General features: G+C 71.3%; 18 protein-coding genes. 4 read left to right on the forward strand and 14 right to left on the reverse strand.

Annotated elements, in window-relative coordinates; translation table 11 throughout:
- A partial coding sequence (locus ABZS66_RS54955; protein WP_354771821.1) for an IS110 family transposase occupies nucleotides 1-456 on the reverse strand: 456 nt, incomplete at its 3' end.
- A 578-nt stretch (nucleotides 457-1,034) separates the two neighbouring features.
- Here ABZS66_RS54955 and ABZS66_RS54960 point away from each other — a divergent pair.
- Nucleotides 1,035-1,856, forward strand: a complete 822-nt coding sequence (locus ABZS66_RS54960) for an HNH endonuclease signature motif containing protein (protein WP_354771823.1) — start codon at nucleotides 1,035-1,037, stop codon at nucleotides 1,854-1,856.
- 264 nt (nucleotides 1,857-2,120) lie between these two features.
- Here the strand turns inward: ABZS66_RS54960 and ABZS66_RS54965 are convergent, their stop codons facing one another.
- From ABZS66_RS54965 to def, 7 genes are all read right to left on the reverse strand, one after another.
- Nucleotides 2,121-2,792 carry a dipeptide/oligopeptide/nickel ABC transporter ATP-binding protein gene (locus ABZS66_RS54965; RefSeq protein ID WP_354771825.1) on the reverse strand — a complete coding sequence of 224 codons (672 nt, stop codon included), beginning with the start codon at nucleotides 2,790-2,792 and terminating at the stop codon, nucleotides 2,121-2,123.
- Entirely contained in the window at nucleotides 2,789-3,724 is a 936-nt protein-coding gene (locus ABZS66_RS54970) for an ABC transporter ATP-binding protein (RefSeq protein WP_354771827.1), read from the reverse strand. The genes ABZS66_RS54965 and ABZS66_RS54970 overlap by 4 nt, the downstream gene beginning before the upstream one ends.
- A complete protein-coding gene (locus ABZS66_RS54975; RefSeq protein WP_354771829.1) occupies nucleotides 3,721-4,584 on the reverse strand; it encodes an ABC transporter permease in 864 nt (287 codons plus the stop codon). Before ABZS66_RS54975 ends, ABZS66_RS54970 begins: the two co-directional genes overlap by 4 nt.
- Entirely contained in the window at nucleotides 4,577-5,554 is a 978-nt protein-coding gene (locus tag ABZS66_RS54980) for an ABC transporter permease (RefSeq protein WP_354771831.1), read from the reverse strand. Before ABZS66_RS54980 ends, ABZS66_RS54975 begins: the two co-directional genes overlap by 8 nt.
- Nucleotides 5,551-7,137 carry an ABC transporter substrate-binding protein gene (locus ABZS66_RS54985; RefSeq protein ID WP_354771833.1) on the reverse strand — a complete coding sequence of 529 codons (1,587 nt, stop codon included), beginning with the start codon at nucleotides 7,135-7,137 and terminating at the stop codon, nucleotides 5,551-5,553. Before ABZS66_RS54985 ends, ABZS66_RS54980 begins: the two co-directional genes overlap by 4 nt.
- Before the next feature lie 120 nt (nucleotides 7,138-7,257).
- The gene (locus ABZS66_RS54990) at nucleotides 7,258-8,493 is read right to left on the reverse strand and encodes an MFS transporter (RefSeq protein ID WP_354771835.1); all 1,236 of its coding nucleotides are present in this window, start codon (nucleotides 8,491-8,493) and stop codon (nucleotides 7,258-7,260) included.
- A gap of 10 nt (nucleotides 8,494-8,503) precedes the next feature.
- Complete coding sequence (gene def / locus ABZS66_RS54995; protein WP_354771837.1) at nucleotides 8,504-9,004, reverse strand: peptide deformylase; 501 nt, start codon at nucleotides 9,002-9,004, stop codon at nucleotides 8,504-8,506.
- A 52-nt stretch (nucleotides 9,005-9,056) separates the two neighbouring features.
- On the opposite strand from def, the gene ABZS66_RS55000 reads away from it, so the two are divergent.
- On the forward strand, nucleotides 9,057-9,644 hold the full coding sequence (locus ABZS66_RS55000; RefSeq protein ID WP_354771839.1) for a hypothetical protein: 588 nt from the start codon (nucleotides 9,057-9,059) through the stop codon (nucleotides 9,642-9,644).
- On the opposite strand, the gene ABZS66_RS55005 is transcribed toward ABZS66_RS55000, so the two are convergent.
- Both ABZS66_RS55005 and ABZS66_RS55010 read right to left on the reverse strand, forming a co-directional pair.
- Nucleotides 9,625-9,888 (reverse strand): superoxide dismutase, encoded by a 264-nt coding sequence (locus ABZS66_RS55005; protein WP_354771841.1) that lies wholly within the window; start codon nucleotides 9,886-9,888, stop codon nucleotides 9,625-9,627. The genes ABZS66_RS55000 and ABZS66_RS55005 overlap by 20 nt on opposite strands.
- A gap of 1 nt (nucleotide 9,889) precedes the next feature.
- Nucleotides 9,890-10,498, reverse strand: coding sequence for a superoxide dismutase (locus ABZS66_RS55010; protein ID WP_354771843.1), 609 nt, complete (start codon nucleotides 10,496-10,498; stop codon nucleotides 9,890-9,892).
- Nucleotides 10,499-10,584: 86 nt separating this feature from the next.
- Here ABZS66_RS55010 and ABZS66_RS55015 point away from each other — a divergent pair, with 86 nt between their 5' ends.
- Complete coding sequence (locus tag ABZS66_RS55015; protein WP_354771845.1) at nucleotides 10,585-11,034, forward strand: transcriptional repressor; 450 nt, start codon at nucleotides 10,585-10,587, stop codon at nucleotides 11,032-11,034.
- On the forward strand, nucleotides 11,031-11,576 hold the full coding sequence (locus tag ABZS66_RS55020; RefSeq protein ID WP_354771847.1) for a GNAT family N-acetyltransferase: 546 nt from the start codon (nucleotides 11,031-11,033) through the stop codon (nucleotides 11,574-11,576). The genes ABZS66_RS55015 and ABZS66_RS55020 overlap by 4 nt, the downstream gene beginning before the upstream one ends.
- A gap of 45 nt (nucleotides 11,577-11,621) precedes the next feature.
- On the opposite strand, the gene ABZS66_RS55025 is transcribed toward ABZS66_RS55020, so the two are convergent.
- The 4 genes from ABZS66_RS55025 to ABZS66_RS55040 all read right to left on the reverse strand — a co-directional run.
- Nucleotides 11,622-12,449 (reverse strand): cobalt transporter, encoded by an 828-nt coding sequence (locus ABZS66_RS55025; protein ID WP_354771849.1) that lies wholly within the window; start codon nucleotides 12,447-12,449, stop codon nucleotides 11,622-11,624.
- A complete protein-coding gene (locus ABZS66_RS55030; protein WP_354771851.1) occupies nucleotides 12,446-13,141 on the reverse strand; it encodes a hypothetical protein in 696 nt (231 codons plus the stop codon). Before ABZS66_RS55030 ends, ABZS66_RS55025 begins: the two co-directional genes overlap by 4 nt.
- Before the next feature lie 374 nt (nucleotides 13,142-13,515).
- Complete coding sequence (locus tag ABZS66_RS55035) at nucleotides 13,516-13,884, reverse strand: Lsr2 family protein (RefSeq protein WP_354771853.1); 369 nt, start codon at nucleotides 13,882-13,884, stop codon at nucleotides 13,516-13,518.
- Nucleotides 13,885-14,369: 485 nt separating this feature from the next.
- A partial coding sequence (locus ABZS66_RS55040; protein WP_354771855.1) for an ATP-binding domain-containing protein occupies nucleotides 14,370-14,533 on the reverse strand: 164 nt, incomplete at its 5' end.

The following is a 14,533-nucleotide window of genomic DNA, read 5'->3' on the forward strand; positions in this document are numbered from 1 at the left end:
GTTGCTGAGCCGGGTGGATTCGCCGGCGAGGTCGTCGTCGTATCCGATCAGGACTTCGAGTTCGGCGAGGGCTTCGTCGCCGGGGTCGACACGGCGCAGGGTGTGCGGCAGGGTCCGGGCGGCGTCGGCGATGACGTAGGCGTCCCGGGCGTCGGTCTTCGCTGTGCCGGGATGCAGGTCGGCGAGCCGGCGCATCGCCAGTCCGGGCAGGTAGGCGACCTGGTGGCCGCAGTCGCGGGCCACCGCGACCGGCAGCGCGCCGATCGAGGCGGGCTGGTCGACCACGACCAGGATCCGGCCGTGCTTGGCCAGCTTGCCGAACAGGACCCTCAGCCGTTTCTCGGTGTTCGGCAGTGCCGCGTCGTGCAGCCGCCGCCCGTCTGCTCCGAGCGCGACCGCGTGATGGTCGCTCTTACCGACGTCCAGCCCGAGGAACACCCTGTACTCGTTCTCCACGTTCGCCTTTCATCACCGCAGGTCAAAGGCTGGTCACCGGGGTCGGGCGTCGAACTGCCGGCACCCACGTTACGAAGAGACCAACCCTCGGGCGTGCAGGGTGGCCGGGTCCCTATCAGCGGTCCGTCGACGCCACTCGACCCGGCGGCAACACCCCCCGGATCATCAGTGCGACAGGGGGAAAGAGCCATACCGGGCCGAGCAACCAAGCAACCCCGAAGGGGTTGATCAAAAAGGTAACGGGGGGGGCAGCGCCAGGCCCTCGATCAGCAGCCGCAGCTCGTCGGGTAACCGCCGCCTACCTCGGGTCGGCGGGCGTTGGCCGGGCCCTCTGAGGATTTTGGGTTCACCGGGCGGTGACGGCGGCTCGGCGGTGGCCCGGACCAAACGAGGGCTGGCGAGATGTTCGTCGCCCGATCTATGCTGGCCGACGGCAGCAGCACCTGCCCGCTTCCAAGCCGGCGTCGCCCACGACGAGCCAGTAGGACGGACAAGGGTCTCCGACTCGTGCTAACAGGACACCGTCGTGCTCGTATGCCTCGACTGGGGTCGTGGGGTCCGGTCGGATGGGACATCGCATGACGAAAGACAGCCGCGCCAAGCGGGACGCGCGAGCGCTGCAAGAACGTACGGGTGGTTCCTACGTCGCGGCCCGGCGCGTCACATCACAGCCAACGGCCGCTCGCTTTAACGAGGACCAATGCGCTAACTGCATGCAGCGACTCGCGCCGCAGATTGAAGGCCTGTTCTGCTCCGAGCTGTGCGGACAGTACGCCAGCACTGTGCGCTACTGGCGGCGCATCGTGCGCGACGGGCGCATCGACAATCCGGACGTCCGTGTCGCGCTCAACGTCCGGATTGCGCATCTCCTTGCCGGTGGCTACGCCCGACGAGCACGCCACCTGCCCGACGAAACACGCGCGCAGGTCTGGCGGCGCGATGAGAACCGGTGCCGGATGTGCAGCGCCCCCGGCGCAGAGATCGACCACGTCGAAGACGACTCGCCCGACCTAGCCAATTTCCAGCTTCTGTGCACCGCCTGCCATCGCAAGAAGACCGAAAGCCGGATGTCGCCGGCCTCCAACGAGCAGCAAGAAGCAATGAACAAGATCTACCGGGAACGGGTCGTTCCGGACCAACCGATGCTGCTCTGCGACGACCTACAGGAGTGGGCAAGCGCGGAAGCCAGGCTTCGCGCCGAGCGACGTGGTCGCCTGCTCGATGAGCTAGCCGAGTACGGCTACGACCGACGCGATTTCCCCGGATATTCGTGGCAGGACATGTGGGACGCCGTCCTCGACGAACCAGAGGAGGACGACTTCGACGCCAACGGGATCGACGACGACAGTGGATTTGGGCCGGACAGCTACTTCGCGCGTGCCATGGCCAAGGACGACTGACCGCCTCGGATACGGCCGTTCAACGCGGGGTTTTGCCGGGCCGGTCCTCCCTTGCAGTGGTCGGCGGTGGCGCCTTCATCGAGGAAGGTGCCACCGCTCGGCATCGACGGAATGATGCACCATAAGTAGGCCGGCGGTGTCCTTATGGTGCAGCACGATGGTGCAGCAGGCCGCAGGGGCGGCGACGCAGCGGGTACGTCGGATCCGGCCGCAACCATGTAGCGCAGCAGGACTCGGAGCGGCCGACCTCGTAGCGTAGGGAGCTTATGTTCCCGTGGGGGGCCAGTCGATGATGCGGTGCGCCCAGCGGTGGATAAGGGCCGGGTCGTGGGTGACGAGGATGACGCCGGTGTTGTGGCGGTGTTGGTGGTCGGTGATGACGGCGGCGACGTGGGCTTGGGTGGAGGCGTCGAGCATGGTGGTGGCCTCGTCGCAGAGCAGGTAGTCGGGGTGGTGGGCGAGGGCGCGGGCGAGGCAGGCGCGTTGGAGTTGGCCGTCGCTGACCGCGTGGGGTTGGCGGCGCAGCAGGTCGGTGGTGAGGCCGGTGGCTTCGGCGAGTTCGGCGACGCGGGTGGCGACGGCGTCGGGTGGGCGGTGCATGGCGCGGAGTGGTTCGGCGATCAGGTCGGTGAGGCTGAGGCGCGGGTCGGCGGCGCTGCGCGGGTTCTGGAAGAGCACGCCGATGCGGATGCGGGTGGTGGCCGGGACCGTGTGCCGGGCGCCGGTGACGGCGACGCCGTCGAGCGTGACGTGGCCGTGGTCGGGGCGGTGCAGCAGGGCGAGGACGCGCAGGAGGGTCGACTTGCCGCAGCCGGACGGGCCGCGCAGCCCGACGGTCTCGCCCGGCTCGACGCGCAGGGAGACGCGGTCGAGGACGGTGTGCCGGCCGTAGGACACGGTGATGTCGTGGGCGGCGAGCCCCGGCCGATCCGTCATGCGGCACCGGCCGGGGTGAGCGGGTGGTGGCAGGCGGTGCCGTGCGTGGTCGTGGGCAGTGCGGTGCAGGCGTCGTCGGCCTGGGTGCAGCGCGGCGCGAACGGACAGCCGGGCGGCAGGGCGGTGAGCATCGGCGGGTGCCCGGGGATCGGCCGGAACGCCCGATCGGGAAGGGCGTCGAGTAGCGCGGCCGTGTAGGGGTGGGACGGCGCGGCGAAGAGGTCGTCGGCGGGGCGGTGCTCGGCGATGCGGCTGGCGTACATGACGGCGACGGTGTCGGCGACCCGGCGGGCGGCGGTGAGGTCATGGGTGATGAGCAGCACGGCGGTGCCAGCGTCGCAGCGGCGGCGCAGCAGGTCGAGGGTGTGGTCGACGAGCGGCCGGTCCAGACCGGCGGTGGGTTCATCGGCGAGCAGGACCCCGGGGTCCGGGGCGAGGGCCAGGGCCGTGGCGAGGCGCTGGGCCATGCCGCCGGACAGTTCGAACGGATACCGGTCGAGGTCGTGCGGGTCGAGTCCCGCCTCTTCGGCGACCTGGTCGGCGTTGGCGGGTAAGCGGCCGTGCACCCGCAGCGTCTCGGTGAGCAAGGCCCGGCCGGTGCGGACCGGGGTGAGCGAGGTGGCCGGGCTTTGCGGGACCAGGCCGATGTACCGGCCACGCAGCGTGCGGAGCTGCCGCTCACCGGCACCGATGAGCTGGACCGGTGGGGCACCGTCGGGGTGCAGGGTGGCGGTGCCGGTGACGGTGGCGTTGGCGGGGAGCAGGCCGAGGACGGCGTGGGCGAGGACGGACTTGCCGCAGCCGGACTCGCCGACGACGGCAAGCAGCTCGCCGCGGTGCAGGGTGAGCGACAGGTCGGTGACGGCGTGGACGGTCGCGTCGCGAAGCCGGAACCTGACGGAGAGCCCGTCAACTGCCAGTGTTGGTGTCACAGTTGCAGCTCCGCTCGGACGCGGGGGTCGAGGCGGTCGCGCCAGTGGGCGGCGAGCGCGGCGACGGCGAGGGTGACGACGACGATGGCGGCGCCGGGGGTGAGGCTGGCCCACCAGGCGCCGGTGAGCAGGGACCGCTGCCCGTCGTTGATCATGTTGCCGAGGGAGGCGAGGTGCGGCGGCAGGCCGAGTCCGAGGAACGACAGGGCGGTCTCGTGCCACACCGCGTGCGGCACCATCAGCGTGGTGGCGAGGGCCATGCGGGGCAGGACGTGCGGCAGGAGGTGCCTGGTGTACACCCGCCACCGGCTGGCGCCGCCGGAGACGGCCGCGTCGATGAACGGGCGGGTGCGCAGGGACAGCAGTTCGGCGCGGACGATCCGGGCGGTGGACAGCCAGTGGGTCAGGCCGATGGAGAGGATGACGGCGCCGAGGCTGGGTCGCAGCATCGCGACGATGAAGATGCCGAGCAGCAGGTGGGGCAGGGCGGCGACGGTGTCGACGATGCGCATGAGGATGCGGTCGGTCCAGCCGCCGACGGTACCGGCGATGGCTCCGACGGCGCCGCCGATGAGCGCGGCGACGAGGGCGGCGACCGCGCCGACGAGCAGCGACACGCGCAGGCCGTAGAGGGTGCGGTGGGCGACGTCGCGGCCCAGGTCGTCGGTGCCGGCCGGATGCGCCCACGACGGCGGCTGGTTGATCTGGTTGAGCGCGACGGCGCTCTCGTCGAGCGGCCACACGAGCGGGACGAGCAGACAGGCGAGGATCGCGGCCGCGAGCACCGAGGCGGCCAGGACGGCGCCGCGGGTACCAGGCCGCAGCCGGACCAGTGGGCGCCGTGCGGTCAACTCAGCCATCGAGGCGCACCCTGGGGTCGGCGGCGGTGTAGGCGAGGTCGGCGGCGAGGTTCGCGGCGAGCACGACTGCGGTGGTGATGAGTGTGGTGGCCGCGAGGAGCGGGAAATCGCTGCCGAGGGCGGCCTGGACGGTGACGGCGCCGAGGCCAGGCAGCGAGAAGACGGTCTCGACGAGGACCGCGCCGCCGACGAGTTCGGGCAGGTGGGTGCCGACGAGGGTGAGGAACGGTAACAGGGCGGTGCGCATGGCGTGGCCGAACAGCACGACCCGGCCGGGCAGGCCGCGGGCCCGGGCGGCCAGGACGTAGTCGTCGCGGAGGCTGTCGGCGACGGCGTCGCGGACGAACAGCAGGAACCACGGCGCCTGCGAGATGGCGAGGACCGTCACCGGGAGGACGAGGTGGTGGGCGACGTCGCCGGGGTGGGTGCCGTCGGCGGCGATGTCGGTGAGCCCGCCGGCCGGGAACCAGCCGAGCACGAGGGCGAAGACGGTGATCGCGGCCAGGGCGAGCCAGAACACCGGCATGGCCTCCACCGCGTACGCGGCGGCGCGCAGCCCACGGTCCAGCAGGCCGCCGCGCCGGTAGGCGGCCAGGGTGCCGAGGATGAGGCTGGCTACGAGGACGAGGGTGAGGGCGGCGCCGACGAGCAGCAGCGTCCACCCGGTCCGGGCGGCGAGCACCGACGTGACCGGCTCGTGGCGGCTGGTCGACCAGCCGAGGTCGCCCTGCACGAGGTTGGTGATCCAGCGCCAGTACTGCACGGGCAGCGGGTCGTCGACGCCCCAGTTCGCGCGCAGTTGCGCCAGGTTCTCCTCGGTCGCGGTGAACGCGGCGGCGCCGGCGTACTGCTGGGCCGGGTCGTAGGGGGAGGCGGCGCCGAGGACGAACATGCCCATGCTGGTGAGGGCGAGGACGGGGACGGCGACCAGCAGCCGCCGCCCCACGATCCGCAGCACGGGGTGGCTCACGCCTTGGTCCAGGTGTGCAGGTTCCACCAGAGGCTGTTGGCGACGTCGTGCTCGTGGGCCTCGACGCGGGGCTGCACGCCGCGGACGGTGTCACGCACGACGTAGGTGTGCTTGAGGTACGTGAGGAACACCCACGGGACGTCGGCGGCGAGCTGCCGCTGGAAGCGGCTGTAGGCGTCCTTGCGGGCGGCGGTGTCGGCGTGGTCGCGCCCGTCCTGCAGGGCCTTGTCGGTCTCCGCGGAGTTGTAGAAGCCGGGGTTGAAGTAGGCCTCGCCGGCGAACTTCGACCCGAACAGCTTGTAGGAGATGAAGTCCGGGTCGTACGGGGTGCCCCAGCCCATGACCAGCGCGTCGGTCTTCATCCGCGGAGTGATCGCGTCCCAGGTCAGACCCTCGGGCGTGACCTGGATGCCGAGCTTCTTCGCGTCGGCGGTGACGGCCAGGGCGAGCTCCTTGCGCAGACTGTCGGTCGCCGGGTACATGATCGTGAACGCGGCGCGCTGACCGCCCTTGACCCGGATGCCGTCGCCGCCGGGCACCCAGCCGGCCGCGTCGAGCAGCGCGGTGGCGGCGGCCTGGTCAGCGCCGCTCTTGCCGGCGATCGCCGGGTCGGCGAAGGGGGAGCTGGGCGGGATCGGGCCGAACGCGGGCTCGCCCGCGCCGCCGAGGATGCCGTCGACCATCGCCGCGCGATCGACGCCCACGTTGAGCGCCTTGCGGACGGCGACGTCGCCGGTGACGGGGTTGCCCATCGGCAGCATCACGCCGCGGTAGTCGGCGCTGGACACCCGCTCCACCCGGAACCCGTTGACGCTGTCGAAGCCGGCGGCGAGCTTCGGCGCCAGTTCGACGGCGTCGAACTCGCCAGCCCGGGCCCGCTGGGCGCGGACGTTGTCATCGGGCACGAACGCGACCACCACGCGCTGGTTGGCCGGCTTGCCACCGAAGTACCGCTCGTTCGCCCGCAGCACCAGGCGGTCCCCGGCTGTCCAGGAGTCGACCTGGTACGGGCCGGTGCCGATCGGTCTGCGGTTGAAGTCGGCCTTGTTGATGTCCTGCTCCTGCAGCGCCTTCGCCGGCACGATGCCCAGGGCCAGCCGCTGCAGGAACGGCGCGTACGCGTACTTGAGCGTGAACACCACAGTGGACGGATCCGGGGCGGTGACCGTGTCGAGCATGTCCAGGTCGGAGCGCAGCGTCGAGTCGACCTTCGGGTCCAGCACCGCCTGGTAGGTGAAGACCACGTCGGCAGCGGTGAACGGCGTCCCGTCGTGGAACACCACCCCGTCGCGCAGCTTCGCCGTCACCGTCCGGCCGTCGGCCGACACGGATGGCAGCTCACGGGCGAGGGCGGGCACGAGCTGGTTGCCGGCGTCGCGGGCGACGAGTCCGTCGAAGATCAGCGACGCGCCGTCGACACCGTAGTTCAGCACCGGATTCAGCGTGTCCGGCTCACCGGCGGTCGCGACCACGATGGTGCCGGTCGCGCCCGGCTGCGCCGCGGGCGTAGCCGAGCACGCGGCCGCGGCCAGGAGCGCGGCGCCGCACAGGACGGCGGCGAGCCGGCGGAAAGGTCTGCGCATCCGAACACTCCCGAGATCGCGGTCGAGGTCGAGGTCGATGCAAACATGTCGCACTTGCACATCGGTGGCAACAGCGCGACGACGTGACGACGAGCTTATTGCAACTTGTTGGCAATTACTTCAGACTGACGCATTGGGCTTGACCGGCTGACCCGCCTCGGCGGCCGCGCGCCGGTGGCCCGCCCAGCGAACGGCGGCCGGCACGACCAGTCCGGTGATGAGGAACAGGACCCCCACGACGTACCACCCGGGCCGGCCCCACGTGATGCACAGCCAGATCAACAGACCCGGGCCGAGCGCCTCGGCGAGGCCTGCGCCGAGCCCGAACACCCCCAGGTACTGCCCGGTGGCCCATTCGGGGGCGAGCGCGAACGACAGCTCGAACCCGGCGGCCGCATGCCACAGCTCCCCGACGGTGTGCACCACCGCCGCGGCGACGAGCAGCGCCGCCGCGGCCCAATCCGGCGGGCCGGCGGCCAGTGAGATCAGCGCGCACGCGGCGAGGAACGCCGCCCCGGCCCGGCGGTAGGCGGCCGCGCCGGCGGCAGGGGAGCCGACGTTGCGGCTCGCCCGGACCTGGAAGACGATCACGATGAGTGTGCCGGTGAGCATCGTGGGGGAGATGACCCAGTGCGGGGCCCGGGTCGACCCGACCACCCACAGCGGCACCGCCACGGTGACCACCTTGAACTGGATCGCCATGACGCCGTCGAGCCTGGTCAGCAGCAGGTACGGCGCGTCCCGCAGCGCGAGCCACCGCGGGCCCGCGGCGGCCGCAACCGGCGCGACCCGCGGGACGAACGCCAGCAGGACCGCCGACGCCGCGGTCGCGACGGCCATGCCCGCAGCCATCAGGTCGTACGCGGTGTGGGTGCCGGTCTGCACGGCCCAGCCCGCGAACAGCGCGCCGAGCGAGACACCGACGTTGGTCACGGCCCGCAGGTACGCCCGGAAGTCCTGTGGCCGGTCACCGCCGAAGCGCCTGATTATCGGACTGCGCGCCGCGACGCCTGCGGCTTTCGCCCCGGTCGCGACGCTCACCACGGCGACGAACGCCCAGAAGCCGTCCACCCGCAGGAAGCCGGCGGTCGCCGCGGCCTGCACGACCAGCGTGGCCGCGTAGACGGTCCGTGCGTCGCGCCGGTCCGCGACGTGCCCGACCGCGACGCCCAGGGCGAGCGCGAGCAGCCCGGCAATGCCGAGGCCGAACCCGACCTGGGCCGGTGGCAGCCGGACCGCCTCGGTGAAGTACAGCACACCGGCGGTCAGGTACAGGCCGCTGCCGACGGTGAAGACGAAGTTGGACGCGGCCAGCATCCGCTGCGGCCGGCCCGCCGGGACAAGGCTTGGCGACATCGTCTTGTCCCTATAGGCCGGCCTCGCGCAGCAACGCGTCGCGCTGTGGTCCCGGGAGGCGGTCGACGTAGAGGACGCCGTTGAGGTGGTCGGTCTCGTGCTGCAGGCAGCGGGCGAAGTAGCCGGTGCCGCTGACGGTGACCGGGTTGCCGTGCTTGTCGTGGCCGGTGACCGTGGCGACCGCGGCGCGGGGCAGGGAGGCTCGGGGGCCGGGCACGGACAGGCAGCCCTCGTCGCCGTCGTCGGTGCCGGCGAGCGCGGAGGCGGTCCGCAGGGCCGGGTTGACGACGTGGCCGACCTGGCGGATGTCGTCGGCGTCTGGGCAGTCGTAGACGAAGACCTGCAGGTCGACGCCGATCTGGTTGGCTGCCAGGCCTACCCCGTTCGCCGCGTACATCGAGGCGAACATGTCGTCGACGAGGTCGCTGAGCGCCTGGTTGAAGGCGGTGACGGCGGCGCAGCGGCGGTGCAGGACGGGTTCACCGTAGAGGGTGATCGGGCGGACGGACATTGCCGCAGTGTAATTGTTGCAAGTTAGTGGCAAATACTGCAGAGTTGCATTGGTGGAGCGAGGCGATCACCGGACCGCGCCGGTCCGGGTTGAGGTGCTGGTCGTCGGTGCCTGCGCCGCGACGGTGTACTACCGGCGGGTCTGCGCGACGTTGGCGCGGGACACGCATCCGGATGTGGCGGCGGCCCAGGCGGTTCAGCTGGTCGGCTCGTCGGTGAGCGCTCGGCCGGTGGCTGTGTCGGCCGGGCAGGGCGGCGTCCAGCGCGATGGTCCTCAGCCTGACTGGGCGCCGCCTCCGCTCACGATGCTGCACTCGACGTCGTGGCGTTTCGACGAGGGTGCGGTGGTGTTGACCTACGTCGCGGTGCTCGACGGTGTCCCCGGCGCTGATTCGGTACTGCTGGTGTCGCGCGATGTCGCCCGCTCGGGCGATCCGGCGGTACCGAGCCCGCCGGAGATCACCCTGTACGCGGTGGCCGCCCATGCGTTGCGGCACCTGGCGTGGCTGCGCGAGCGGGACGAGGTCGTGGCCACAGCTCTGGCGAGCGCGCCCTTTGTGTGGGATGCCCTGGACGGCGTCGAGCCGAGCCCCGCTGGTGCGGTCACGGCGGCGCGGCGGGTCACGGCGGTGGTGCGTTGAGGGCCTGCTCGACGAGCAGGTTGAGTTCGCGGACGAGTTCGTCCATGGTCTGGCCGCTCTGCGCCCGGACGATCCCGAGCGCGAGCTCGGCGAGCAGGCAGAACGCGCGGGCCTTGTCGCTGTCGGAGGGGAACGTGGCGAGGAGGGCCTCGGCGCCGTCGAGGTCACCGCGTGCTCGTGCGGCGATGACCCCGGCGGCGCGCTGGACCGCCTCGGCGGTGCGGGCCGGGGACGGTCCGGTCATGTCAGGCCGCCGGTGCGGTGGCGGCGGCGTAGCGGGCTTGGACGTCGGCCCAGTTGACGAGGTTCCAGAGCCGGTCGACGTAGTCGGGGCGGACGTTCTTGTACTGCAGGTAGTAGGCGTGTTCCCAGGCGTCGAAGACCAGCAGTGGCGTGCTGCCCTGCCCGACGTTGCCGTGGTGGTCGTACACCTGCTCCACGATCAGCCGCTTGCCGAGCGGCTCCCAGGACAGCGCGCCCCAGCCGGAGCCCTGTACCAGCTTCGTTGCGGCGGACAGCTGACCGGAGAACGCCTCGAACGAGCCGAAGTGTTCGTCGATGGCGGCGGCGAGGTTGCCGTCGGGGCGGTCGCCGCCGTCGGGGGAGAGGTTGTTCCAGAAGATCGAGTGCAGTACGTGCCCGGACAGGTTGAACGCCAGGGTCTTTTCGAGGCCGACGAGGGCGCCGAAGTCACCCTTGTCGCGCAGTTCGGCGAGTTGGTCGAGGGCGTCGTTGCTGCCCCTGACGTAGGCGGCGTGGTGCTTGTCGTGGTGCAGCTCCAAGATCTGTCCGGACATCGCCGGCTCGAGCGCGCCGTAGTCGTAGGGCAGGTCGGGCAGCGTGTAGACAGCCATCCGCGGTCCTTCCAAGGTCTTCTGCCAGAAGTTTGCTTCTGCCATTATCTTGCAATAAGCGAGGGCCGTGTGGCGAACGGAGGGTGATGCAGACCGCAGACGAGCGAATCGCCGCCGCGATGGCCGCCGTCCGGGCCGCCGGTGGACGCTCGACGACCGCACGCGGGGCGGTGCTGCGGGTCCTGGCCGGCGCTGGCCATCACCTCAGCGCCGCCGAGATCCACGCCGAGCTCACCGCGGGCGGCGGGCCGCTCGACCTGTCCACGGTCCACCGGGTCCTCGCCGCGCTCACCCGGCTCGACGTTGTGCACGCTGTGCCGGTCGGCGGGTCCCTCACGTTCGGCATGGCCGACCGTGCCCACCACCACACCGTGTGCCGCACCTGCGGCACCGTGCGCCAGCTCTCGCCCCAAGCCGTCGCGGCCGCGATCGGCGCGGCCACCGCGGACGGACTGTTCACCACCGACGCCGACGGCCGCGACGTTGGCGTGGTCGTCTACGGCCGCTGCGCCACCTGCCCGGAGCGTCAGTCATGACCGTGACACAAATCGAGCCCGCAGGCCCGGGAGTACTGCTGGCGCACGCGCCGCGACTGCACGAGATCTACCGGGAGTGCTTCGCCGGGCCACCGTGGTCAGAGCCGGAGTCGCGACTCGCCGACTTCCCTAACCATGTGCGACGGCAGCTGTCCCAGCCTGACGCCGGCGGCTGGCTGGCCCGGTCCGACGGCGACATCGTTGGAGCCGTCTACGGCTGGGCGGCACCTACCCAGCTCCCGCGCGAGACGCCGTTCGACATCGCTGTCGCCGACGCCGTACCACCACGAGTGCGGCCGCGGATGGTGGCGCCGGCCCTCGTCGTCGGCGAGCTCATGGTCGCCGAGTCCCACCGCCGTCAGCGCATCGCGGCTCGGCTCCTGGCGGCCTACGTGGCCACCGCACCGGCAGCCTGGCTGATCACCCACCGCGACGGCGGCGCTCCGGCGTTCTACCGCCGGCAGGGTTGGCGGGAGGACGCCGCGTTCGTGGCCGATGGTGTACCGCTGCTGCTGTTCACATGGGCGCAGCCTCGAACCTGAACAGCAGCTGCCGGCTCGGCGCCGGGCCGGGACCGTCCCGGGCCGTCAGGTGACCGTGGCGAGGTGGACCGCGGCGACGGTGATCAGGCCGGCGCCGAACAGTGTGATGCCGCCCGCGGCGAGCACCGGCGTGATGCGGCTGGCGAACCGCAGGGCGGCGACGGACCGGGTGCTGCGCGCGAGGAGTGAGGTACCGGCGACGGCGAGGACGCCGACGGTGAACAGCACGACGGCCATGCCGATGCCGAAGGTGAGCACCAGGAGCAGGGCGAAGCCGGCACGGCCGAGGAACAGGCCGGTGGCGAGCACGAGGAAGGCCGAGGGGGACGGCGTCAGCCCGCCGGAGATGCCGAGCAGCAGCAGCCCGGGCCGGTCGGCGGACTTCGGGTGGTGATGGTGGCCGTGTGCGTGGTCATGGCCGTGGTCATGGTCGTGTGCGTGGTGGTGGTCGTGAGTGTGGCTGTGGCCGTGGTGGTGGTCGTGATGATGCTGGCCGCCGCGCAGGCGGCGGCGCAGCATCCACACTCCGGTGGCCACGACGAGCACACCCGCGGTGACCTGCAGCCAGGTGGTGAGCTCCTCTATTTCGATCACGCCGGACAGCGACAGGAACGTCCAGGCGACACCGATGACGAGCACGGAGATCGTGTGCATGGCCGCGACCGACCCGCCGAGCCAGGCGGCGTCGCGGATGCGACCGCGGGAACCGGCCAGGTAGGCCGCCGCGAGCGTCTTGCCGTGCCCCGGCGTGACCGCGTGCCCGGCCCCGGCGAGGAATGCCAGCAGGAACGCCACCGGAGCGATACCGGGCGTGTGGATGAGGTCCTGGAGCCGGTCGGAGAAGGACGAGGCCCAGTCGGTGAGGGCGTTCACGCCGCGACCTGCCGGCGGCGCACTTTGCGGGCGACCGCGACGACGAAGGCCGCGGCGAGCAGGAGGCCGCCGATGACGACGGCGAGCTGCACGGCGGCGCTGCGGCCCAGGCTCGTGCCGCCGGGTGCGGAGGCGCCGGTCGGGGTCCAGTCGTGGGTGTCGGTGCCGCTGTCGTACACGAAGCGTTGCCCGGCGGGTCCGGTGGCGAGGGTCTTGTAGGCGGGGTTGAGGTCGGTGAGCATCCGTACGGCGACGCTGGCCGTGGCGACGGGCCCGGGGCAGGTGTAGACGGCGGTGGCGCCCTTGAGTGCGAGGGCCCGCACCGGCTCGACGGTGGCGGTGCATGCCTGGGAGCCGTCGGTGACGGTGACCCGGTTGAGCAGGTAGCCGGTGAACGCGGCCGCCGCCCCGATCACTCCGGGATCGGTGTACTGCACGTCGACGGTCCCGTCGGCGTGGATCCGGTCGCGGGGGAGCAGACCGAGCGACACGCCGAGCAGCGTCAGGTCGTCCGGGCCACCGACGCGCCACGTGACGCGGACGATGTCAGCTCGCTGCGAATCGAACGCGACGGCGATGGTCTGCGGGTCGCCGAACGGGTGCGCCGATGCCGGGACGGGGACGAGCGCGACCGACCCTGCCACCACACCGGCGACGACGGCCGCCACGAGCGCGTACTGCTGCCTGTGCACGGCCGCTCAGTCTGCCAACCGCACGGTACACACACACACAGGGGCCACTCGGTGATCAACAACAGTCACACACGTAAACACTGCCCGCAGCTGTGACCGACCCATACGACGCTGGATCGGCGCGGATCCGGTTCGCGGTCAGCGGCTCACGGTCCGCCAGAGTCGTACTGGCTCGACCGCGACGACACCGGCGCGCGGTCGTGGAACCGGGTGATCGACCCGTAGGGTGCGGAACGCTGGTGCACCACGAGTCAGTCGCGGGAGCTGTCACACCGACACGGGCTCGATATCGGCGACCTCATCCTGGCGGTCGTCGTGCTTGACGGTTTGTGGGAAGCCGACTGCTTCTGGCCGTTGGGGCGCTGCGGGCGGCATCACTCGCGGTGGGCCGCGCGGTAGCGGTCGATGACGTCCCTGGGGAGCCGGCCCCGGTCGGAGACCTCGAGGCCCTGACGCTGCGCCCACTCACGGATAGCCTGACTACGGTCGCGGTTACGACGCGACGGCGTAGCAATCACCGTTCCCCGTCCTGAGAGATTGCCGCGTCCTGCAGTTTGGGGCGTGGTTCGGCGGACCTTGGTCGCGGCGGCGATGAACGGGGCCAGGGCGTCGCGTAACTGTTGGGCGTTGCCCGCGCTGAGATCGATCGTGTAGAGGACACCGTCCACCCCGAAGACCAGGCTCTCGTCCGCCGGTCCGCCGTCGATATCGTCGATGACCTGCTGGATGACACGCTTCGCCATTGCCTGGCCCTTTCACGAGTCGCAGTATGAGCGCATCCGCCTGTCCGAAATCGCAGCAGCGAACGGACGGTCCGGATGCAATTTCTGATCCCGGCATATCGTTCGGCACCGAACATGATGAATGCGAGAGACATGATCGCCATTTCGGGGAAGGTTCGCAACCGCAGGCTGAACAACCCAGCCTGCGGGAACCTGCTGAGGTCTGGTCGCTCGTCGTCGGGGGTGTTGCCGGTGAGGTCGACGAAGATCACCGCGTCTGCGCCCGGTCGACGTGTAGTCGCCTGCTATGGGGGTACCGGGCTGGCGCCGCGGGCGCACCTGCGCGGAAGAAGGTGTCGACCGGGTTTCGTCGGTCCTGGTGACCGATCGGCGAGCCTCGCGTAGCTGCGGGATGCCGGCACACCCACGGGCCCTGATCGGACATGCGACGAGGCAGGTTCGATGCGGCGCCGGCATGCCGGCGGACTGCGACGTTGCCGGGCCAGTCAGGTGGTGAGGCGGTGGGTGAGGGCGGTGTGGCGTCGGCCCGCGCCGATAGTGCGGACGGCGGCGGCGAGGGCGCGGCGGGAGCCGACGAGGACGACGAGTTTCTTTGCGCGGGTGACGGCGGTGTAGAGCAGGTTGCGTTGCAGCATCATCCAGGCGCTGG

Origin of the sequence: Dactylosporangium sp. NPDC005572 (assembly GCF_040605515.1) — a bacterium.
Taxonomy (GTDB): domain Bacteria; phylum Actinomycetota; class Actinomycetes; order Mycobacteriales; family Micromonosporaceae; genus Dactylosporangium.

Excerpts from the sequence above, each read along its gene's own strand:
- ABZS66_RS54960 (WP_354771823.1), top strand. The coding sequence starts at position 1,035 with ATGACGAAAGACAGCCGCGCCAAGCGGGACGCGCGAGCGCTGCAAGAA.
- ABZS66_RS54965 (WP_354771825.1), bottom strand. The coding sequence starts at position 2,792 with ATGACGGATCGGCCGGGGCTCGCCGCCCACGACATCACCGTGTCCTAC.
- ABZS66_RS54975 (WP_354771829.1), bottom strand. The coding sequence starts at position 4,584 with ATGGCTGAGTTGACCGCACGGCGCCCACTGGTCCGGCTGCGGCCTGGT.
- ABZS66_RS54985 (WP_354771833.1), bottom strand. The coding sequence starts at position 7,137 with ATGCGCAGACCTTTCCGCCGGCTCGCCGCCGTCCTGTGCGGCGCCGCG.
- ABZS66_RS54990 (WP_354771835.1), bottom strand. The coding sequence starts at position 8,493 with ATGTCGCCAAGCCTTGTCCCGGCGGGCCGGCCGCAGCGGATGCTGGCC.
- def (WP_354771837.1), bottom strand. The coding sequence starts at position 9,004 with ATGTCCGTCCGCCCGATCACCCTCTACGGTGAACCCGTCCTGCACCGC.
- ABZS66_RS55005 (WP_354771841.1), bottom strand. The coding sequence starts at position 9,888 with ATGACCGGACCGTCCCCGGCCCGCACCGCCGAGGCGGTCCAGCGCGCC.
- ABZS66_RS55010 (WP_354771843.1), bottom strand. The coding sequence starts at position 10,498 with ATGGCTGTCTACACGCTGCCCGACCTGCCCTACGACTACGGCGCGCTC.
- ABZS66_RS55015 (WP_354771845.1), top strand. The coding sequence starts at position 10,585 with ATGCAGACCGCAGACGAGCGAATCGCCGCCGCGATGGCCGCCGTCCGG.
- ABZS66_RS55020 (WP_354771847.1), top strand. The coding sequence starts at position 11,031 with ATGACCGTGACACAAATCGAGCCCGCAGGCCCGGGAGTACTGCTGGCG.
- ABZS66_RS55035 (WP_354771853.1), bottom strand. The coding sequence starts at position 13,884 with ATGGCGAAGCGTGTCATCCAGCAGGTCATCGACGATATCGACGGCGGA.